This is a genomic window from Kitasatospora setae KM-6054 (genome assembly GCF_000269985.1).
GTDB lineage: Bacteria > Actinomycetota > Actinomycetes > Streptomycetales > Streptomycetaceae > Kitasatospora > Kitasatospora setae.
Genome location: NC_016109.1, coordinates 3968819 through 3990001 on the forward strand (window position 1 = coordinate 3968819; position 21183 = coordinate 3990001).

At 67.7% G+C, this 21183-nt stretch carries 15 protein-coding genes and 1 tRNA gene; 4 read left to right on the forward strand and 12 right to left on the reverse strand.

Annotation, left to right across the window (positions count from 1 at the left end; translation table 11 throughout):
• Positions 1–146: 146 nt before the first annotated feature.
• Positions 147–512, reverse strand: a complete 366-nt coding sequence (locus tag KSE_RS17560; protein ID WP_014136669.1) for a DUF6907 domain-containing protein — start codon at positions 510–512, stop codon at positions 147–149.
• Between the two features lie 244 nt (positions 513–756).
• Here KSE_RS17560 and KSE_RS17565 point away from each other — a divergent pair, with 244 nt between their 5' ends.
• Together KSE_RS17565 and KSE_RS17570 are read left to right on the forward strand one after the other, a co-directional pair.
• The gene (locus KSE_RS17565) at positions 757–1077 is read left to right on the forward strand and encodes a hypothetical protein (RefSeq protein WP_014136670.1); all 321 of its coding nucleotides are present in this window, start codon (positions 757–759) and stop codon (positions 1075–1077) included.
• Complete coding sequence (locus KSE_RS17570) at positions 1077–1853, forward strand: nucleotidyl transferase AbiEii/AbiGii toxin family protein (RefSeq protein ID WP_014136671.1); 777 nt, start codon at positions 1077–1079, stop codon at positions 1851–1853. Before KSE_RS17565 ends, KSE_RS17570 begins: the two co-directional genes overlap by 1 nt.
• 255 nt (positions 1854–2108) lie before the next feature.
• Here KSE_RS17570 and KSE_RS17575 read toward each other — a convergent pair whose 3' ends face one another.
• Positions 2109–2723 (reverse strand): hypothetical protein, encoded by a 615-nt coding sequence (locus KSE_RS17575; protein WP_033259899.1) that lies wholly within the window; start codon positions 2721–2723, stop codon positions 2109–2111.
• A 245-nt stretch (positions 2724–2968) separates the two neighbouring features.
• Here KSE_RS17575 and KSE_RS17580 point away from each other — a divergent pair, with 245 nt between their 5' ends.
• On the forward strand, positions 2969–5233 hold the full coding sequence (locus KSE_RS17580; protein ID WP_014136674.1) for a sensor histidine kinase: 2265 nt from the start codon (positions 2969–2971) through the stop codon (positions 5231–5233).
• Positions 5230–6459 carry a response regulator gene (locus tag KSE_RS17585; protein WP_014136675.1) on the forward strand — a complete coding sequence of 410 codons (1230 nt, stop codon included), beginning with the start codon at positions 5230–5232 and terminating at the stop codon, positions 6457–6459. Before KSE_RS17580 ends, KSE_RS17585 begins: the two co-directional genes overlap by 4 nt.
• On the opposite strand, the gene KSE_RS17590 is transcribed toward KSE_RS17585, so the two are convergent.
• The 10 genes from KSE_RS17590 to KSE_RS17640 form a co-directional block, all read right to left on the reverse strand.
• Positions 6428–6925 carry a very short patch repair endonuclease gene (locus tag KSE_RS17590; RefSeq protein ID WP_331457824.1) on the reverse strand — a complete coding sequence of 166 codons (498 nt, stop codon included), beginning with the start codon at positions 6923–6925 and terminating at the stop codon, positions 6428–6430. The two genes, KSE_RS17585 and KSE_RS17590, sit on opposite strands and share 32 nt — an antisense overlap.
• Before the next feature lie 26 nt (positions 6926–6951).
• Complete coding sequence (locus tag KSE_RS17595) at positions 6952–8961, reverse strand: AIPR family protein (RefSeq protein WP_014136677.1); 2010 nt, start codon at positions 8959–8961, stop codon at positions 6952–6954.
• The gene (locus KSE_RS17600) at positions 8954–9964 is read right to left on the reverse strand and encodes a PD-(D/E)XK motif protein (protein ID WP_014136678.1); all 1011 of its coding nucleotides are present in this window, start codon (positions 9962–9964) and stop codon (positions 8954–8956) included. The genes KSE_RS17595 and KSE_RS17600 overlap by 8 nt, the downstream gene beginning before the upstream one ends.
• A complete protein-coding gene (locus tag KSE_RS17605; RefSeq protein WP_014136679.1) occupies positions 9961–12747 on the reverse strand; it encodes a Z1 domain-containing protein in 2787 nt (928 codons plus the stop codon). The genes KSE_RS17600 and KSE_RS17605 overlap by 4 nt, the downstream gene beginning before the upstream one ends.
• Positions 12748–12811: 64 nt before the next feature.
• Positions 12812–14284 (reverse strand): ATP-binding protein, encoded by a 1473-nt coding sequence (locus KSE_RS17610; protein ID WP_014136680.1) that lies wholly within the window; start codon positions 14282–14284, stop codon positions 12812–12814.
• Between the two features lie 117 nt (positions 14285–14401).
• Positions 14402–16432, reverse strand: a complete 2031-nt coding sequence (gene dcm, locus KSE_RS17615) for a DNA (cytosine-5-)-methyltransferase (protein ID WP_014136681.1) — start codon at positions 16430–16432, stop codon at positions 14402–14404.
• A 438-nt stretch (positions 16433–16870) separates the two neighbouring features.
• On the reverse strand, positions 16871–17647 hold the full coding sequence (locus KSE_RS17620; protein WP_014136682.1) for a phosphotransferase: 777 nt from the start codon (positions 17645–17647) through the stop codon (positions 16871–16873).
• A gap of 748 nt (positions 17648–18395) precedes the next feature.
• A tRNA-Thr gene (locus KSE_RS17630) sits at positions 18396–18472 on the reverse strand.
• Positions 18473–18589: 117 nt separating this feature from the next.
• Positions 18590–19252 carry a leucine efflux protein LeuE gene (gene leuE, locus KSE_RS17635; protein ID WP_014136685.1) on the reverse strand — a complete coding sequence of 221 codons (663 nt, stop codon included), beginning with the start codon at positions 19250–19252 and terminating at the stop codon, positions 18590–18592.
• Positions 19253–19386: 134 nt separating this feature from the next.
• Entirely contained in the window at positions 19387–20991 is a 1605-nt protein-coding gene (locus tag KSE_RS17640) for an alpha/beta hydrolase (RefSeq protein ID WP_014136686.1), read from the reverse strand.
• Between the last annotated feature and the right edge of the window lie 192 nt (positions 20992–21183).

Consider the following 21183-nt stretch of genomic DNA (forward strand, 5'->3'; position numbering starts at 1 on the left):
AACGGCTATGGATACTCCCGGGCAAGTTCCGGGCAAGTTGCTCCGGAGGAATCCCATAGCCTCTCCCTGTTTCTTCCTGCCCGGCCGGCGCAGGGTCTGTCACTCAGAGTGTTTGATGTGGCCGGTCGTGGGGCCTCCCCCATCCGTCATGCAGCGCAGTGTTGGGCGGCACGCGCGATCGCGCCGTAGCGACACTGGAACTCTCTCAGCTCTGTCACGTACCGCTCGAACCGCGCTATCAGCACTTCCAGCCCTGCCGCGTCCAGCGCCTGCTCCTCCATGCCCTCCACATCGACGGACGGCAGGATCTGCCCAGGCGTCTTCGGGTCGGCTTCTCCCATGAGCGCCACCTTGAGCAACGCTGGCGCGGGCTGTCCCTCGCTGCCCGGAGCGGTCAACAGCAGGGCCGAGCCGTAGTGCCAGTCGGACGGCTCGCGATGTCCGCCGTCGCACCACTCCGGGCAGGCTGACCCAGTACTAGCTTCCGTTGGTATACCTGACGTGCTCTCCATCGAGGGACCTCCTCTGGGCTCCGCTTGGGGCCCCACACAGCAGGGCCAATCCGTCTACGGCCACTCTGCAACGTCCCGCCAGACCTCCACCGACGCACCCGCGACATGCATCACTCGTTGGAGTGAGGTCCAGTAGAAGTCGTTGCGGCGAACAGCAAGGCGGATTGCTCCGGCAACTCTCGCCCACTCGACTCAGTCTGCCGAGAGTCTGCTTCCCAGGGGCGGGATAGGGCATTCTGGTGGTGTGAGCAGGTACGCCGAGGCAAAGCCCTATGCCGTCCCGGACACCCTGTCGGAGCTGACAGGCCCGGTGCACGGCCTCGTCAGGCTGCCCCGCCACCTCGACTGGGGCCCGGAGTACGCCTACGACCTTGACGACGACGCAGACCTCGCCGTCATGTACGAACGCGTCGTCCGCGAAGCAGAGTCCGCAGCGGACCTTCGGGATCACCTCGACGGTGCCACCCTGCAGCGGCTGTGGCCCCACCTGATCATCCCCGCGCCCGCACGGGCCAGGTGGGAGCAGCGCTTCCCCCAGCTCAGCCGTGAGGCGACGGCGGCGTAGTGGACGAGTTGCACGCGCGACTGATCCGGATCTGCCTCGCTGCCCTCGCTGACGACTTCGGGTTCGCCCTCGCGGGCGGCTACGCCGTCCAAGCCCACCAGATCGTCAACCGGCTCAGCGACGACGTCGACCTGTTCACGCCCTTCGACCGCAGGGACGAAATGCCGGCCGCAACAGCGCGCGTCGTGGCCGCGCTCCAAGACGCGGGTCTGGGCGCGGAGGCTGCCACCACCTCGGAGACCTACGTACGCCTCCGGGTGACCGATCCCGCGACCGGCCGGGAGGCGAAGGTGGAACTCGTCGCGGAATTCCTCTCCCATCCACCCGTCAACGGGGTGCTCGGACCGGTCCTGCACCCCGACGACGTCGCAGCGGGCAAAATGACCGCCCTGTTCTCCCGCGCCGAGGCCCGCGACTTCATCGACGTCAACGGCCTGCTCACCGCGGGATACACCCGCGAGCGCCTGATCGAGCTGGCCGAGGAACGCGACGGCGGTTTCGACACCACCGTCCTCGCCGACATGTTCGCCAGCGTCCAGCGCTTCAACGACCGCCAGTTCGCCGCCTACGGCTTCGACACCGACCGTGCAGCGGCCATCCGCAGTACCTTCCTGAATTGGCGCGAACAATTGCCGCGGCCCGGCGAGAGCAGCTCCCGCAGCGCGGCGGCCCGCGCCCGTTCCACCCGGTCCGGCAACCAGCTCGCACCTTCTGCTGAACCGACGCCGCCGTCGGACCCGCCCCGAGACAATGGTCGGCTTCACCGTCATCGGTGAGATGTTCCGGTATCAGCCGACGGACTTCAAGCGTCTACCGCACCTGCGGCGGACGGTGCGGACCACGGTGACCCACCTGGCGGTGCCGCCCGCGCCGCATGCAGTAGCAGCGGCGAGCTCGAGCCTGATGGTGGCGGCCCCAGCAGGACCATCACGGTGTGAGTGTGGCCTGGAGAACCGTGTTCAGGTCGAGCTGCCAGAAGGCGCCGGATCTCGGTGGGGGTGGGGTCATCTGCGCCGCTCGAACAGGCTCACTCAGTCGTCCAACACCTCCTGAAGCCCCTCAGTCCAGGCCGGGGCCGGCAGCACGTCGAAGAGCTCGCGGGAGTCGACGATCGACTTTGCGAGGGCGTGGGTCTGCCAGACGCTGCGGCCGTAGATGTACCAGCGGCCGTCACTCTGGCCCACCCCACAGCCGCTCTTCCGGATCAGGTCCACGAGGAGCTCGGCACGGGCCCGGTCCGGGACGGCACCAACCGTCGGGTACTTGGCATGGTGGTATCCCCCGGCGGAGCAGGAGTAGAAGGTGACGACGCGAGCGGCGCTCAGCGCTGCGCTGAGGCCCGCCACGCCGGGGTCGTTGTTGCTGAACACGATCCCGGTGAGCTCGGCGTGGCCGATGTCGTCGGCCTCCCTCAGCTCGTCCAGGAGGGCTCCTACTCCGTCCGCGGAATCCGACTTCTCTGCGCGAGCCAGGAGGGAGCTCTCCTTGGCCAGGCACCCCAAGGCGTCATCCCAACTGGGAAGCCCCATGCATTCGTATTCGTGATGCTCGGTGAAGCCCTGGGCTACGTCCTCGGCGTCCAAGTCGGTACGTAGGGTGTCTAGGTCGTAGTCGAGGTCCACGTCCACGCGGAATTCAGGGATCATGGGGTCATCGTTGCGGACGACACCGACGGCTGGCGGACGTTCCACTGTTTTCCAGCCACCGGCGAACGCGCTATCCACCCACCACTCTGCAAGGCCGATAGCCCCTGCCCCCGGCACACGCAGGCAGAGGCGTCAACACCTGTCGGCGACAGTACGGAAACTGAGGCACGTCGGCGGAGTAAGATCCGTGGGAACTCCCTGCGCTCGGGGGACTTGCGGGCGCGACTGACCGACAGGTGGTGGGTGTGGACGTAGGCGGCGACGAGGTGTACCTGAGGCCGCGCGCCCGGCTCATGAGCACCCTCGGAGAGGAACTGATCAGCAACGAGCGCGTCGCCCTCACCGAGCTCGTAAAGAACGCCTATGACGCTGACGCCAGCCTCGTGCTGATCCGCTTCATCGGGCCGCTGGTCGAAGGCCAGGGGGCCATCGAGGTCTGGGACAACGGTCACGGCATGTCTCCGGACACGGTGCGCGGCACGTGGCTGGAAATCGCGACCTCGTTCCGGCAGCGTGCTCCACGCAGCGAGAGCCTGGGCCGGCGCGTCCTCGGCGCCAAGGGCATCGGTCGCTTCTCCGCAGCGCGTCTCGCCTCGGTCACCGAACTCACCACTCGACGTGTCGACGGCTCGGAGACCACCCTCCTGATCAACTGGGGCGACTTCGTCGAAGGAGAGTCGTATCTAGACCAGGTCCCCGTCAACTGGCGTGTGGGTGATCCTGCCGTCTTCGCGCCATGGGGAGAGGCAGACCTGCTGCTGGACGACCTCCTGGAGAGGTACGGCGCAGGCGCTGCGTCCGCGAGTACCCGCGTCAGCAACCCCTGGGGTGGAGACGGGTCCCCGCACGGAACCCTGATGAGGCTGAACGGGCTGCGGCAGACATGGGACGACTACACCGTCACGCTGCTCAAGCGGTCGCTCTCCAGACTGTTGCCCCCACCTGCTCCGACCGAGCTGAGCGCTCCTGAGACGCCGGACTTCGCCATCTTCCTGGAGTTGCCTTCCGGGGAACTGGAGCACCACTCCGGCTTCGTCGCTGCGAGCGAGGCCCTGGCGCACCCTGACTACCGCCTGACGGGCGCCGTTGACGCCGAGGGAAGAGGCCGGTTCACGCTGTATCTCGCTGCGGAGGAGTCCACGACCGAGGTGGACCTCAGGCTGCCGAGCGAAGCGGTGAGACCTGCTTGTGGCCCTCTGGAGGTCGACATCCGCGCGTGGGACCTCGAAGCGCAGTCCCTGCGCCGGATCGTGGACCTGGACGTCGGCGCCAGGAACATCTCCGAGGTTCGCAAGCTCATCCGTGGCAACAGCGGAGTCGCCCTCTACCGCGACGGATTCCGCGTCCAGCCCTTCGGTGAGCCTGGCTACGACTGGCTGGAGTTCGACCAGCGGCGTGTGAACAACCCGACTATGCGCTTCTCCAACAACCAGGTCGCGGGCTTCGTCTACATCACGGCCGACGGCAACCCCGGGCTGCAGGACCGTTCCCACCGGGAAGGGCTCATCGACAGCAAGGAGTACGAGGACCTGAAGAAGGTCCTGACCACCGCGGTCTCCGCTCTGGAGACCGAGCGGTACCGGGTAAGGCGCAAGCAAGCAGCTCCGGGTGGGCAACCGAGGCATCCGTCAGGCGCCGGCGGTGACCGCGGCCACGGCGTCTTCAGTTCCTTCAATCTGGAGCCACTGCGCAAGGTAGTCGGGGAGCGCTACGCAGATGACGCCGTCCTGGGACGAGCTCTCGACGAGGCGACCGAGACGATCAACGAGAGCGTCAAGAAGGTCCAGGAGATCCTCTCGCAGTTCTCCCGGCTGGCCACTCTCGGAACGCTCGTGGACGTCGTGTTGCATGACGGCCGCTCGGCCCTGACGCGCATAGCGTACGTCCTCCAGGAGCTGGACGACCTGGTCAACGGCATCCCCTCGGACCGTGAACCTCTCAAGGACGAGCTGCGCGACATCCATGCTGGCTTCGCCTCACAGGAGAAGGCGCTGGACCGGCTGTTCACACGGATCCAGCCGCTCAGCGGGCGACGCCGGGGACGTCCGCGGAGCATCTCGCTGCAGCAGACGATCCGCGAGGCGGTCTCCGTGTACGAGGGCGAGATCAAGAAGCTGAACGTCGACCTCGTCATCGGGGGGGAGGACGCGATGGTCACCCTGGATCCTGGTGACGTCAACCAGGTGATCGTCAACCTCGTCGGGAACGCGCTCTTCTGGCTCTCCACTCAGGAGGAGAACGAAGAGCGTCAGGTACGCATCGACACAGGTCGCCTGCCGGACGGCTCTGTCGAGATCGTGGTCAGCGACAGCGGGCCGGGAGTCCGCGAGGAGATCAGAGACCTGATCTTCGACACGTACTTCAGCGACAAGGAAGACGGAATCGGCCTGGGACTGAGCATCGCAGGGAGCGTCGTCCAGGACTTCTACGACGGTGATCTCGCGTTGATGTCCGAAGGACCGCTGCCTGGGGCTTGTTTCAGGGCCACATTGAGGAGGAGTGTCGGGTGACGACGGGGGAGTCGGTGTTTCGTCTGCTCATCGTGGATGACGAGCACGACTTGGCGGTACGGCTCGAGAAGATGCTGCAGCGGCAGCTGGCGGACCTTGGGTCGATCGAGTGCGAGATCGAGGAACGCTTCGACGACGCAGAAGCACGCCTCGCGAAGGAGCACTTCGATCTGGTTGTCCTCGACGTCCGCGACAGCTCCGGCCAGAGTACCGGGACGGACAGTGCCGCGCGGGGACGCTACCTGTACGACAGGGTTGCCGGTATCCGCTGGGTTCCCGTCGTCTTCTGCACGGCCGTGCCCGGACAGGTCGAGGACCTAGCGGCCCCGCCCCTCGTCCAAGTCGTCCACAAGAACAGGCTGGCCGACGTCACGCAGGCTGTGCGCGACGGCCTTACATGCGGGGTGCCGGCACTCAGCCGGCTCATCAGCGACCTCGTCAACCGCCAGCTCAGCACGTTCCTGAGGGATGTCATCGCGCCGAACTGGGAGCAGATGGCGACGACGGACATGAGCGAGACCGCGCTCGTCCTGGTGCACCGCCTGTCCGCGTGGTTGAAGGACAGCGCCGTCCAGGAGCTGGACAGCGTCATCGGGAGCGGCGTGGGAAGCGTGGTCGCGCACTCGTCCGCCGCCCGGGTCTACCTCAACCCCCCGGTCACCTCACACCTGACGGCTGCCGACCTCGTCAGCACGAGCGAAGGTCAGTGGTGGTTGGTGCTCACTCCGGCCTGCGACCTGTACGAGGACGAGGCGTCTGCTGGAGAAGCCGGAGCCCGACAGGCGAAGGTCGAGTTCGTGCGGCTCGCGCGCGCTGCCGAGATCAGGGAGTCTGCCCCATTCAGGACGTGGGACGCCACCCGGAACGGGAAGAACAAGCAGGCACTGCAGAGGATCTTCAGAACCGATCACAATCGGTACCGGGTCCTTCCCAAGTACCTGAACATCCCGGACCTCGTGGTCGACTTCGAGGACGTGAGCTCCGTGCCGTTGGCTGACATCCGACGCCACCTCGAGTCGGGCGAGTGGAAGCGCGTCGCGACTCTCGACAGCCCGTTCGCGGAGGCATTCCTGACGGCACACAGTCGCACGGTCGGTCGAATCGGCACACCCGACATCGACTTCACCAGCCTCGAGATTCGGCTCACCAGCGAACCGGCACCAGGGACAGCAACGCCTCGTACACAGCCGGGCCTCACCGACCCCTCATCGGAGCCGAGGTCGTAGTGCGGACGCAGGCGGCTGCGATCTTACGAGCAGCCGCCTCCACGTCCTGCCGAATCTCGCATTCCCACACCCGTACGACAACCCAACCCGCCGCCTCGGCTGCAACCGTGTTGCGCAGATCGCGGGCCCGGTTCGCTTCCAGCTTATCCGCCCAGCGCTCCGCGTTGGGACCGCGGAAGTCGCTGGGACCGTGGGCCGGACAGCCGTGCCAGAAGCAGCCGTCGACGAAGGCAGCCACCCTGTGCCGCGGCAGGACGAAGTCGGCGGTGCACCTCCGGGCCACCTTCCGCTGCAGACGAAAGCGGAGCCCGAGTCGGTGGACGGCACGCCGTAGAGCGATCTCGGGGCTCGTGTCCCGGGACCGCCGCCCCTTCAGGTGCGCGCTCTTCTCGGTGCTCACCCAGCCGGTCACGCGACCTCCTGTGAGTTGGACGACCCGGTCACAGCTGGCCACCAACCGAAACACCTAGGCGTACATGCCGGATCCCGCCCCTACGGCCTGAAGCCGAGCCCCAACGCCTCGTTCCGCGTGTGCAGTGCCTGGGACGCCTGGGTCACGGGCACCTTCTCGTCGAGTTCCAAGCGCCGACCCACTGCCTGGACCAGCTGCCGTTGCCACGGGTCAAGACTATGTGTCTCCTTCGCCCATCGGGCGATCGCGAACCACTCGTCGACGGGAACGGCGAGAAGCTCCGCTTCCCTCCCTTCCGTGGCCACGTCGCTTCCGACAGACAGGCTCGCAGCGTGCAGGGGAACCTCCCGGAGCTCCTGTTCCAGCTCCCCCGGTACCGTCCACGACACCCGGGAGACCGCGTCCCAGCAGTCCCCCTTCTTCGCCCACTCGCCGACGTTGTTGCCCCGCTGCGGCCTGAGGACCGTCTTCATGACCAACGGGCAGAGCGAGTCGATCGCCGCCTCCAGGACAGGCGAGATCCGCTGCTCGTGCCAGATTCGGTCGAGGTCGATGCGGCGTCCCGCGGCGAGCGACAACCTGGCCATCGTGTAGGTCGTGACCAGGCTCTTGTGACTGGCTGCCTTGTGGACGCCGGCGATCTTGTCGACGGCCTTGAAGAGGATCGCCATCGCGATGACCCGCCGGCAGTACTGGACGTCGACCTTGGGGGGATCATCCGCAAGCCGGATGGTGAACTCCACGAAGTTCTTCTGGGCACCTCGACCCACCAGATGCGGCAGTTGCTCCCAGGAGTGCACGTACTTGGCCAGGTCGGCCTTGGTGAACTTCTGCTTGAGGGGGTTGATCTGCTTGAACTTCTTCTGACGGGACGGAGTCTGGGCCTTCGTCAACTCGTCCGTGTACTGGCCGCGGGCCCGCTCGTAGAACCAGTGCGTCTCCTGGGTGCTGCCGTCGGCGGCAGGCGCCCAGAGAGAACGGGTGTAGCGCTGCACGTCGACGTGGTAGGCGTCGTTGGAGCTGAAGTCGACCTGGGTCACCCGGTTCTGTGTGTTCGAGTACTCCGAGATGCGCTTGACGATGTCCGTGAGGCGCTCCGGCGCCACCTTGGTCAGCTTCATCTGGACCTGTACGTGGGACAGGTCGGCCCGGTCACGCGCCCGAGCGTAGTAGAGCGAGGCGGTGGTCTGCCCACCGTTGACGATCTGCAGCCCCTGGACACTGCTGACGTGGGTCGGCCGGCCCTCCGAGTCCCGGACGAACCCGACCTCGGTCGCGGTGGCCGTGATTCCGTTGTTGTAGGCCAGGAAGCGCCCTGGCGCCTTGAGGATGGTCTCCCGGATCCCGCGGTTGACGTTGCCCCGGGCCTGGAGGAACGATCGCACGTTTAGTTCGAGCAGCCGCGTCCAGTGCGACTCGTACAGGTCGGCCAGCGTGCTGCCGGGAATCACTCCGAGCACGACCGAGTGGTCAGGCTCGTCACTGGGAGTCAGCACACACGGAAGCGGTGGGTCGAAGTCGACCATGATGGGCTCGGCGAGCGAGCCGGACGTCTCGTTCCTGTGCAGCCGTGCAAGGTCCCACACCTCGCGGCTCACCGGCAACCCGTCGAACTCCGTCGGCGGCACCTCGGAGGCGGTGCAGATCCTGTTGCTGAGGTAGAAGAGGCGGATACGGGCGACCTCGCTCAGCGCCTTGTCCACCGCCTCGCACATGTCGTGCACGTCGGACGACTCGTCGATGTACTGCTTCAGCCCCTCCCGGCAGCGCCTGGCGAAGCCGAGGAGCCGCTTGAAGGCCGCGTCCATCTGCGCCTTGGTCGCCTTGCGGTCGAGCGGTGCGAGATCGAACTCCGTGACGAACAGGTCCAGCGTGGTGCCGTCCGTACTGACCCCGTAGCCGTATACCTCGAAACCCCGCCCGGAGTGGTACGCCGAGAAGGGGTTCTCCAGCACCCCCGCCTGCTCCAGGTCGTAGAGGACGCGGGCGGTGAAGACCGCCGGATGGGTCGTCGAACCCTCCGCCTCCGCCGTCGCCTGCACGTCCGCGACGAGGCTCCTCGCGTACTCGGACAGGTCCTGCTCAGCCATCGGTTCCCCCGGTCAGCGCCGCGACTTCGTCGTCCGTGGCTCGGTAGTCTTCCAGACCGCCGACCGCCACGTGGTAGCGGCAGTCACTGACCCCTTCCGGCAGGTCGGACTCCACCAGACGGGGAAACTCATCCCTGACATGCCAGAAGCGCATGTCGCGCAGGGTGTACCGGTGCTCGTCGTACAGTTCGCGGTGTCCCGGCAGGTAGCCGGCCTGCGTGAGCGCCCCGTCGAACCGCGCGCGGGCTGCGGAGCCCGCGAGTCTGCGCCGGACACCGTCGACCACCTGGTTGAGGCTCTGCCCCGATCCGCCCTGCCGCTCGTCCAACGAGACCAGGCAGAGCAGCAGCGCGGGCACCCCGGTACTGTCAAGCTGCCTCTCGCTCGCGATCCGGAGCGTCTGCGGTCGTTTGGCCGTGCTGGTCTTCACCTCCAGCGCGACTCGCGCCAGTTGGAAGTCCTGGTTGGCCCCGGTGGGGCCGGCCCATGCCCCGACCGCTTCCAGGTCCGGGAGCACGCCGAGGAGCCTGTCCCTCAGGACGACGAGCTCGCCGACGAGGCCGCGCCGAGCCTCTGGCGTCAGCCCGGTGCTGCCCACGGTTCGAAGCAGGTCCTGCCACCGCTCGTAGCGTTCGACTGCGGCGGACAGCGCCCCAGCAGCGTCGACGGCGAGACTCGCCGTCTCGGCAACGTCGGTGACCAGAGGGTTGAACACCTCTCGGAGTTCGCCTGCCTTGAGTACGAGTCTGAGTTCGTACTCAAGGCGGGACACCGCGTTGAGCTGGATCTCGATCCCGGCGGTACGCGGAAGGTGCTGGACCGTCCTCACGACGTGACCTGCCGAATGCGCGTCAGACGAGATGACCAGCATCCGGTCGCCGTTCGGATGACCCACTGACAGGTGTATGTCGACCGGCGAGTACGGGTACAACCGCCGCTGCGAGCGCCCCGGCGCTCCCTGCGGCGTCTCGAGCTCAGTCCAGTCCTCCTCTGTGACGCTCACTCGCCGTCCTCCCCCGCGTCGAGCGGATAGATGTCCTCCTGCAGGTAGATCCTGTTCGCCAGGTACTCCGTCCGTACGTGGCGTTCGGACACGGGGAAGCTCACCTGGAAACCCACGAGGTAGGTCGGCGTGTTCGTCTCGCTTCCCTCTTCTGCGGCCACGATGATCGGGTAGAGCAACAGGAGCGCCTTTCCGGGATCCCGCTGCCGACGCAGGTAGACCCCTGAGGGCTCCTTCGGCTCCTTGGGCCTCTCCCTCTCCCGCGCCTCTGCCTTGGTCGCATCAAACGCCCGCTCGACCTGCCCCTCGTCCAGGTCGAGCTGCTCGTCCACGGGACTGAGCACCCGTCGGATGGTGTACCGGCCCTCCCCACGGAAGTCCTCGTTCAGGGCGGCCCGTCGCACCGGCCCCACCTCGTGGCCCCCGACGAACAGCGTGGAGGCCGCCTGGGAGCTGCTGACGAGTGCGACGGTCCAACTGCCCAACTCGCCGTTCCGGGCACACTGCTCGATGTAGTCCGCGATCAGACGCGGGCGCACCCGCTGTGCCATCCGGTCGGCCCGGTAGCCGGCGAGGAAGGCGGCCACACGGTCCGGGTTGACACCAGTCCATGTCACGGTCCCGCTACGACCGTCGACCTCAGGAGAACTCAGGACGTCGAGCTGCCTGACGAGCTGTTCGAGGGACTGGAGGTTGTGGCGCAGTGCCTGGGTCCCGAGATCGAAGATGACGGTCTCCGGCCCTTCCCCGGAGTAACTGAGCAGGACACGCTTGCCGTTGTTCATCTTGTTGGCGGCCGTGACCATGAGGCCCAGAGAAGAGGCACGGACCTTGAGGCCGAACTCCCGGGGGGTGAGCCCGAGCGTGGACATCTCCTCCACCTCGCGGCGGAGCTCGTCCGCCGCCGACGTCACCTCGACGTACGCTGCCTGCACCTCGGGCGTGGTGTACAGGCGGCACAGGTCCTCGAAACCGGGCCGGTACCCGAACCACCTGCCCATCTGCAGGAGGCTGTCGTACGTGTTCGCCCAGCGGAGGTAGTAACTGACGGTGAGCCCTTCCAAGGTGAGCCCCCGGGAGAGCTTCTGGCCTCCGATGGCGATCACGGACAGGCCGATCCTCCTGTGCTCGTGGTAGTCGAGCACGTCCTGGGAGGTTCCGTTGATCGACTTGACGGTGATCTTCTTCAGTGCGTCGAAGAGCTCAGCCTCAACCTTCTCCCAGGTCAGAGGCAGTGCCTCGTCAGGGTCGAAACAGTCCGAAGTGGGCTCGAAGTCCTCCTCCCACAGCTGTCGGAAGTCCGCCAACAGCTCCGCGCCGCGACCGTAGCGGTCACGCAGCACGTCGCGGAGATGACGCAGGAGGTCGTCCACCTGCTCGTGGACCTGCCCCTGAACCCGCGTGAACCGGGTCACGTGCACCAGCATCGAGTTGTGCACCCGGATCTGCCCACGTGCGCGTCGCGCGGCACAGGTCAGGACGAACGCCATCACCGCGTCCCGGAGCGACGCGGGTGCCTCCCCCTTCACGTTCGCGCTCGCCTTGTGCTTCAGGGGGAGCCAGCCCTCCGCGTCCCGGACGTGCCGGACGAGGGGCAGCGGCACGACGTCCGGCTCGTCGTCGTCCGCGACTTGGAGACCGAAGACCCGTTCAGGGCCTAGGTAGTTGGAAGGGGAGGGGAGGCTGCGCACGAAGCTCTCGGGAAAGAGGTCCTCCCCGGCCTTCTCGTGCTCTGCGTCGGGGTCGATGTAGATGTTGGCGAAGGGTGTCGCCGTGTAGCCGACGTAGGCCGACTTCTCGAAGGAGTTGAGAAGCTCACGGATCGCCTGGTTCGTCTTCGTCGGGTCCGCGTCCGGGTCCTTCACGGTGTTGATCGAGGCGTTGTCCGCCTCGTCGTCGATCACCAGGAGGGGAATGTCCTGGACGATCTTCCCCCCGTCGGCGAGCTCGGTCCCCTGCACGTCGACTGCCCAGTTCCGCAGGTACTCCAGGATGCGCCAGTGCTTCTTCACCACGAGGACCACGGGGAACCGGCCGAGTGGGAAGTTGATGGTCGCTGCGGCCTTCCGTCCGAAGTCCCCGTCCTCGCGGCTGTTGGTCGGAGAGGCGATGTCCAACCTCTTGCGCCCCTGGAGCGGCATACGCCCAGCGCCCATGGCGCGCGTCCGCCCGGGCTCGTTGGCCCGCATCTGGTACTGCGTGTTGAAGCCCAGCAGCCCCTCGTCAATGCGGAGCTGCGTCTGGCTGCGTAGGTCGTTGTGGATACCGGCCAGCACGACGATGAACTGGTAGCCGGCGTCGACCGCCTTGGCTCCCAGGCCGATGTACTGGCCGGTCTTGCCGGACTGGACCTGTCCGATGACAAGGCCCCTTCGTCGCCAGGGCCCCTGGCGACGTGGGTCCTCCAACTGACCGAGGACGTCGTCAGTGGTCTGGTCCAGGCGACGGACCACCGAGAGAGGGAGCTTCTTCACGTCCTCCAGGAACCAGCGGTAGCGTTCCCAGAAGTCCCAGGAGCGGTCCACCTTCGCTTCCTGGAGCCACGCCTCGTGCCCCTTCGGGTCCGACAGCCCCAGGGACCGCTCCTGGAACACGGTGACCAGCGTCTCCACCTCTTTGAGCAGCTCGGCGCGGTCCAGCTGCTCGCCTCTGCGCGCCAGCATGATGGAGACCATGTCGACCGCTTCCTCGACCTCGTCCTGGGTCGGCTGCCGACCGTGGTCCAGGAACCCGCGCACCAGCCGAATGGCCCGGCTGAGGGGCTCGTTGGGAGAGTCACCCATGATCGGCCTCCGGATCGGTCGAGTGATGTCGGTTGCAAGGCTACGGTCGGCTGGCGGTCCGTGTTCACGAACTCCAGAAGCCACTGAGCTGGTCGAAGGGCGAGAGCGTACGAAGCCTGTCCCTTGCCGCGTCGGGTGAGCGCCCACCAGCCACCAGAGACTCGAAGATCTGCTGGGCCACCTCCGTGACGTCGACGTCCGCTTCGGCCGTAGAGCCGCCGAACGGCTCCGGATCGTCCTCGGTGTCCATCTCGTGCATCGCCCGCAGCGTAGCCACCGGGACGGTCTCCTCGAGAAGTCGGAGGAGTGCACGCACCCGCGCGGTTTCGGTCCCGCCCGTCTTCAGCACGGACTGGACGAGGGGATGGCTGCGGTTGATCCGACAGGTCAGCCGACCGTCGCTCCTGTTGACCAGCCACGGGTAGACGAGCGGGTCCCCGTGGGTGCGGGCGGCGACCAACCCTCGATGCCTCAGCACGTCCGCTGCTCGGTCCCGTGTCGCACGGGCCATGCGCTCCAGGATCGGGCGCAGCGCGACGGGCGGAACCATGCTGGACTTCCTGACGTCGACACTCCAGTCGACGTCGGCCTCCGCCGGGACGTCGACCGCGATCCGCGCCAAGTTGTACTTCTCCTCCTTGCGTAGACCCCGAAGTCCCAGCCAGTCGCCGGCAAGGATCAGTCGGTCACGGCGGTAGACATAGAAGCCCTGCTGGTCGAGCCACCCGCTGGGGCCCCCGGCACTCTCGTGCTCCGCGGTGGTGAGCCGTTGGGCACTGGGAAGGACGAACGCCTCGATCCTCACCTCGCCGCCGTTGACCGGATGCCGTTCGGGTGGGAGACGGAGCACGGACGGATGGTGGGCAAGGAACGGATCCCATGCCTTCACCGCTGTGCCCGAGAGCCTCAACCGACGTCTGCCGACGCCGGTCAGGTAGCGGGCGAAGACCATGGCCAGATGCCCCTCGACGCGTCGGGCCTCCGCGTAGAACTGCCTCTGTAGCCGCGTGTCGCGCTCCGACGCTTCCGCGTACCCGTTGAGCCGTCGCCAGAGCACGACAGTGCCCCTTCGCCGGCCAGCCCGAAGGCGCGCCAGGATCGTTTCGGTCTCGTCGTCGACCTGGCTGAGCAGTCGCCACTCGCCCGTCGACTCGACGAGGTCCAGATCCCAACAGCGCGTGTGCCACCCTCCCGACACGCACGAGGTGACGACGAGCTGCCTCGCCTGCGAGAACGAGGCGGACTTCAGTCCCACCCCGAACCGGCCGAGGTCCCCTGAGGACCGCTCCGCCTGGGGGCCACGGGCCGCCACAGTCATCGCCGTGGCCAGCTTGGCCGGGGACATGCCGGTCCCGTCGTCAGCCACGGAGATCCACGTCTCCGAACCAGCCCAGGTGAAGTCGACATCGATTTCGACGGCCTCCGCCGAGATGCTGTTGTCTACGAGGTCCGCCACGGCGGCAGGCAAGGAGTAGCCGAGGGAACTGAGCGTGGCGATGAGTCCGGCCGGTTCCGGAGGAGCCAGTTCGTAGGTCACCTGTCGTCCACCCCATCTCTCCCAGGCCAGCCATCTCGGGTCCTCGCGAACACGGCAACGGGATCCCGACCTACCGGGTCACCTGCCTGCCGGGGCCTCGCTCGCATCGACGGTGACTCAGCTCACGCTCGCAGCCACTCGGGCGCTCTCGTCGCCGGCCGGGGCTTCCCGGAGTCCCTCAGAGTCCTCTTCCTGGCCCAAGCAGAAAGCGCTCACAGGACAACTGCCACACGCGGGCTTCCGGGCCCGGCAGACCGTATTGCCGATCAGACGAAGACTGGCCATACGTAGGGGGGCGTTGTCTCCCGAGCCGACGATCCGCACGAGATCGACACGCCCGTCACTCAGACGGTTCGTACGGTCCGAGTCGCTACCGTTGAGACGTGCCGCGACGCGAAGCGCCCCCTGCCCGATCCAGAGCACGTCGTCGCCGTTCAGGAGTTTGAACAGCGACTGCTCGGCAGGCTTCATCTCGAGCAGTCTCACGACTTCGTCTTGGTGCTCCCGTGAGGCCCAGATCCGGCGGAGACCGACCACTGCTTCCAGCCGTTCCATCCGGGCACGTGCCGCAGGCGTGGGAGCGAGCTCCTTGAGCACGGCGACCTTCTGCGGGGACAGCACCTTCACGCCGCGGACCTGGTCGGCAAGAGCCTCCAGTTGGGCCTGCTGCAGCCGCGTTCCGGAGAGCAGCGCGACGACCGCGGCCGTCAACTGGGGCAGGTGCCGACCAGGAAGGTTCACCCATTCGTCCGACCGCCGACGCTTTGCGGCCCAGCCGTCCAGCTCAGTGCGGATCCGACTCCACCGGGACTCCAGGCCGTTCTCGGAGACCTTCCCCGGCACCGGGCGGAGGACCCTGGCAGCAGCCTCACCGAGGAGTGGCGGCACTGCGTTACCGATCTGGCGGAAGGCGTCACTGCGCGTGCCAGCGAACCGGAACCAGTCGGGAAACGTCTGGATGCGCGCCGCCTCCCGGATCGTCAGCGTCCGGTTCTGGTCCGGATGGATGTACCAGTAGCCGTCCTTGGCGATGTGCGCAGTGATGGACCGGCTGCGCTGCGCCCAGTCGAGCTTCTTGTACTTGTCGGTGAAGCTGTCGGCCCTGTAACGGCGAAGCGACTCGTCGACTGCGGAGTAGAGCGTGTCCGACTCCATGGTCGAGAAGATCTCCCAGTCGTCCTTCCGTACGCGTCGGGTCATGTGATCCCAGACGACTTCCTCGGACTGGTCCTGCTCCACACCTTCGCGCATCTTGGCGACGAACGCGGAAGGGGCCGGCGACGGCACGTACGGGGTCCGCCGGACGCCCACACGCTCGGTCGGCAGGATGTACGGGCGTCCGCCCGCGTACTCCTCCGTGGCGACGAGCAGCGGCGGCAGATCTGCGATGGCTTCGCGGAGGGTGACCGGTTCCTGGTCGGGCTCCCAGTCGAACTGCTCGACGTCGTTACGGGCGAGAAGGATGAGCCGCTTCCGGTGCTGGGGCACGCCATACCGCCAGGCGTCCACGAGACGGACCTGCGTTGCGTAACCGGCATTCTCCAGGCGCTGCTCGATGAACCGGACCACTCGGAAGTCGTCGCTGAGTCCCATGTCGGGGACGTTCTCCATGAGCACCGCCCGAGGCTTGACCACCTCGATGATGCGCAGGTACGACCGCCAGAGCTCCTTCCGGAGGTCGACAGGGTTGCGCCCGTGGTTCTCGACGAGGTCACGGATCTTGCTGCGCCCGGCTCGGCTGAACGGCTGGCAGGGAGGACCACCTGCGACGAGGTCGATTCGACCGGCGGCGGGCTGCAGGAGCGTGAGGAGCTCCTCCAGCGCAGCTGGCTCACCCAGGTCGACATCCAGGCTCATGCCCGGGAAGTTCGCGGCATGTGTCTCGAGAGCAGGACCACTATGATCCACCGCTGCCGCGAGGGTCCAGCCAGCCCGGGTCAGTCCAAGGCTAAGCCCGCCCGCGCCGGAGAAAAGATCAAGGGCGAGCCGCTTGTCGGCTCCGAACGATTCGAGCCACTTGGGGAAGTCCTCGCGACGGCAGCTGTCCTGGTGCGCCACGAGCGGAAGGTAGTCGCTCCGCTCAAGTGGGACGCCGTAGACCTGCTTGGCCACAGTACGAACCTCCACACCGACGACGAGAACGACCACCAGGAGATCACGGAACTACTGGTGAGGGCAAGAATCCGAGCCCGAGATTCGATGGTCGGATGGCCTGCCAGCCGCCTGACTCGGCATCTACTTCACATGATACCGGGGAGTAGGACGGCACCTCTTTCGCCCGTCGTGTCCGCGACCGAGCCGAGCCTATGGGATGGCAGTGACATCTTGCAGGAATGTCCGGAATTCAGTGACTGACCTTCTGGAGTGCCGCTCGTCAGCCAAACGACAGCAGAAGCCCGAGGTCACGAGTGTCACGCCAGGCGGCCCAACACTGCCGGATCGGCCTTGGCCGGTTCACCATCCTCCACAGCCATGCGTCGGACCCTTCCCAAGAGACCACGGAAGCACCGCGGCCTACGGAACTGCCGTCCATCGCCACGGTCGGGGCCCGCGTTGTCCGCGCAAGCACTCCAGGCGCAGTCGAGCTTACTGGCCTGCGTGGGGATGCTGGCATGCGGATTGGAGGGCGAAGCACACGAGGCTGAGCTCACGTGCGTCCGGAAGCACTGGGTAGCGCGACCAGCACTGGACGTCAGCGTCACCGTATGCGCGGCAGAGCGCTCGGTAGTCGGCCTCGGCGAGCTCGCCGAAAGTGCCGCGTGACACGGCGGTGCTGGTGACCTCCCATTCAGGGGGACCGACTGAGGTGCATTCGAAGTCGAGGAGGAGGGCGGTGCCGTCGTCGAGGACGGCTACGTTGCCAGGCCAGGCGTCACCGTGGATGACGGCATCCGACATACCGGCCGGTAGGTCGACCCAGGCTCCGCGTAGCAGGTCCAAGCGGTTGACGAGCCACGCCCGCGCTTCCGGGTCGAGGCCGGCCTCCTGAATACGCTCCGCAAGCCGTACGAACGGGTCCAGGTGGCCGAGGTCGATGTCGGTGGGCACGGGGAGCGTGTGCTGCCGGCGGAGGAGGTGGGCCAGGTCGGTGATGATACCGGGGCGGTGCGACGGAAGCTCCTGCCAGAATGTGATGGCGCGACCCCCGGCGTCGACGGCTTGCTCCAGCTCGGAGATCGGCCGCACCGCCGGTACGTCGTTGGCCGCCAACCAGCGGGCGACGGCGACTTTGCGGGCCGCGGCTCTGTGCTGACCTTCGCGGGAGATCCGGGCGGCAATCCTGCCGGCCAGGCGCCGGAGGGCGTTCCGCCCAGTCGGATCACCTCTGCCTGGCGGGCGGCTTCGAGGCCGACCAGGCAGCAATCCTGGACGAGGCGGGTCCGGCCTGCCTGGACGGCCGCGGTGGTGGTCATGCGGTCAGGGCCTTCTTGATCCTGGCGTTGAGCTCGTCGGTGCTAGGGGCATGATGCTGGGTGGCGAGGTTGCCGAAGCGAGTGAGGTCGGTGGCTGCGCGGCGGCAGCGGACGCGGCCGACGTCGTCAAGAGCGATATTCCCGATGACCGCCGCCTCGGCTGGGTCGCCGGAGAGGGGTGTCCGACAGATGGTGGGTTCGGCCGATGCGGGTAGTGCCCGTCGATGGGGGCCTACGGGCACCGTGGGCGCGGGCCTTGGCCTGGGAGCGGCCACCCGTCCACAGGCTCCCACTGATGCGCTCGACCGTGGGCGCCTTCGAGGCCGCCATCTGCGAGGTCATCGAGCTTGATCCTTTCAGCAACATCCCCGGAAAGAGGTCACTCAAAGCGACGAGGGATTGATTGCGACCACAGCAGACGTTCCCGACCCATTTCATGATCATTGCCAGTCCGGGCAAGTTTCGGGCAAGTTCAGGAGCTATGGTTACACGCAGTGCTGGCCACCAGCATCCGCAAGGGGCAAGAAAGTGCAGGCCAGAGCTACACCTTTGGGGTGTCGCCCTTCCGAAGCTACGCGCTGTAATCAAATCCCGATGCATCTGGCATGCATTGGTTTGGCCGACAAATCGGGCACTCGCTCCATGGCCAACAGAACGTAAAAAAACCCCAGGTCAGGGGCCTGACCTGGGGTTCACGATGGAGCCGCCTATGGGATTCGAACCCATGACCTACGCATTACGAGTGCGTTGCTCTGGCCAACTGAGCTAAGGCGGCACCGCTGTCAGTGACCCGACCGCAGGGGGTAAGGGTCGCATCGGCAACGCGCGCCAGTCTACACAGTTTCCGGTGGTGATCCGTACGCGGGCCCTGGCGGGGTCGGGCCGGGCGGGGTCAGGCGGAGGAGACGGCGAGCTTGGCGGCGAAGCCGGCGAAGAGGACGGCGACGGAGGAGGTGAGGCCGGCGGAGAGGCGCTTGCGGCGGCGGAAGGCGTTGGCGAGCGTGGTGCCAGTGAAGATCAGCAGGGAGAGGTAGAGGAAGGAGAAGGTCTGCAGGACGCCGCCGAGGAGGGCGAAGGAGAGGGCGGGGGCGCCGTAGGAGGGGTCGACGAACTGGGTGAAGAAGGAGAGCAGGAAGAGGATCGCCTTGGGGTTGAACAGGCTGATCACCAGTGCCCGGCGGAACGGCCGCTCACCGTTCGCGTCGTCCGCGCTCGTGCCCGCGGCGGCGCCGTCCGCGACGGCGAGGGCGCGTTCGCGCCACATCTGGCGGGCGGCCCGCAGCATGCCGTAGCCGATCCACAGCAGGTAGGCGGCGCCGCCGAACTTGACCACCGCGAAGACCGCGGGGTTGGTCCGGAGCAGGGAGGCCGCGCCGAGCGCGGTGAGGCTGATCAGGACGAGGTCGCCGAGGAAGACGCCGCAGGCCGCGCGGTAGCCGGTGCGTATGCCCTTGCGGGCGGCGACGGAGAGCACGTAGAGGGAGTTGGGTCCGGGCAGCAGGACGATGGCCAGTGCGCCGAGGACGTAGGTGGCCAGGTCGTGGACTCCGAGCACTGCGGTCTCCAGGGAGCGGGCGGGGCGGATCGGGGTACGCCGAAGGGGCTGCGCCATGGTAGCTGCCAGCCCCTTCGAGCAGGAACACTCCTGACAGTCCCGCTGCCGCCCCGCACCGCCCGTCCGGCGGTCGCTCAGTCCTTGCAGACCTTCCCGTTGGCGGGCGCCTCCCCGCCGAGCAGGTAGCCGTTGATCGCGCCGTCGACGCAGGCGTTCTGCCGCTGGTACGCGGTGTGCCCGTCGCCCTCGTAGGTGAGCAGCCGCCCGGCCTCCAGCTGTCCGGCCAGCGACTTCGCCCAGGCGTACGGGGTGGCCGGGTCGCGGGTGGTACCGACGACCACGATCGGGTCGGAGCCCGCCGCCCGGATGGTGTGCGGGGCGCCGGTGGCCTTGTCGGGCCAGTACGCGCAGCCGAGCGCCATCCAGGCCATGTCGCGGCCGAAGTGCGGGGCGGCCTTCTCGAAGGCGGGGACGGCGGCGGCGACCGCGGCCGGGTCGGCGAACGGAGCGGGCAGGTCGAGGCAGTTGACGGCCATGTTGGCGTACATCAGGTTCTCGTAGCCGCCGTCCCGGTCGCGGCCGTAGTAGCTGTCGGAGAGCTTGAGCAGTCCGCTGCCGTCGCCGGCCCGCGCGGTGGTCAGGGCCTCGCGCAGGTAGGACCAGAGCGTCTCGGCGTACATCGCCTGGGCGACGCCGGTGAGCGCCAGCGACTCGGTCAGCGGGCGGTTCTGGTCGGTGGGCAGCGGCTTGGCGTCGAGCCGCGCGAACAGCGCGGTGAGCTCGGTGCCGGCCTGCTGCTCGCTGCGGCCCAGCGGGCAGTCGTCGCGGCCCGCGCAGTCCTTGGCGAACGCCTTCCAGGCGGTCTCGAAGCCGCCGGCCTGGGTGAGGTTGCCGGTGGCGGCGTCCAGCGAGGGGTCCATCGCGCCGTCCAGGACGACCTTGCCGACCTTGCCGGGGAACAGGCCCGCGTACGTCGCGCCCAGGAAGGTGCCGTACGACTTGCCGACGTAGTTGAGCTTCCGGTCGCCGACCAGCGCCCGCAGCACGTCCATGTCGCGGGCCGCCTCGACGGTGGAGACGTGGCCGAGCAGCTCACCCGCCTCGGCCCGGCAGCCGGCCGCGAACTCCTGGTCGGCGGCCACCAGCGCGTCGATCTCGCGCTGGTCGTCGGGGGTGAGGTCGGTGGCGGTGTAGGCGTCCATCCGCGGGCCGGTCAGGCAGGTGACCGGGGCGGACCGGCCGACCCCGCGCGGGTCGAAGCCGACCAGGTCGTAGCTGGAGCGGACGCCCGCGTCGTAGCGCGCCGCGACCCGCTCCACGTAGTCGACCGCCGAACCGCCGGGACCGCCCGGGTTGAGCAGCAACGAGCCGATCCGGTGCCCCGTGCCGCCCGCGGGCTTGCGGACGGCGGACAGCTCCACCTCGCGCCCGTCCCCGGGGTGCGCGTAGTCCAGCGGCACCTTGAAGGTGGCGCACTCGAAGCCGGAGTCGCACGCCTGCCAGCCCAACTTCTGCGCGTAGTACGGGGCGAGGGCGGCGGCCGGCTCGGCCGGCAGCGGCTCCAGCGGGGTGGCCCCGGCGGCCGGGACGCCCGGCACGCTGTCCGTCGACTGGCCCGGGGTGCCGGACGGGGTCCCGGAGGCGGCCGGGTGCCCCGAGGTGCAGCCCGCCAGCAGCAGCGACACGGCGGCGGCCAGCGCGGCGGCGGGCAGCAGCCGACGGGTCCGGGCGACTGTCATGGCGGTGGGTCCTCTCCCCTGGGGACGGCTCGGCGACCGGGGCCGGCATCGGGAAGCCCGAGCCTAGCGGGGACCGCCGCCCCGCCCGGCGACTCGCCCCGCCCACCACCCCGGCCGGCCGATCATCACACCGCCGATCGCACCACACCGCACGCCGAACGGCCCAACCCCGGCCCCGCGCCCAGCTCCGCG

Coding starts and splice junctions, on each gene's coding strand:
- KSE_RS17560 (WP_014136669.1), bottom strand. CDS start 512: ATGGAGAGCACGTCAGGTATACCAACGGAAGCTAGTACTGGGTCAGCC.
- KSE_RS17575 (WP_033259899.1), bottom strand. CDS start 2,723: ATGATCCCTGAATTCCGCGTGGACGTGGACCTCGACTACGACCTAGAC.
- KSE_RS17595 (WP_014136677.1), bottom strand. CDS start 8,961: ATGGCTGAGCAGGACCTGTCCGAGTACGCGAGGAGCCTCGTCGCGGAC.
- KSE_RS17605 (WP_014136679.1), bottom strand. CDS start 12,747: ATGGGTGACTCTCCCAACGAGCCCCTCAGCCGGGCCATTCGGCTGGTG.
- KSE_RS17640 (WP_014136686.1), bottom strand. CDS start 20,991: ATGACAGTCGCCCGGACCCGTCGGCTGCTGCCCGCCGCCGCGCTGGCC.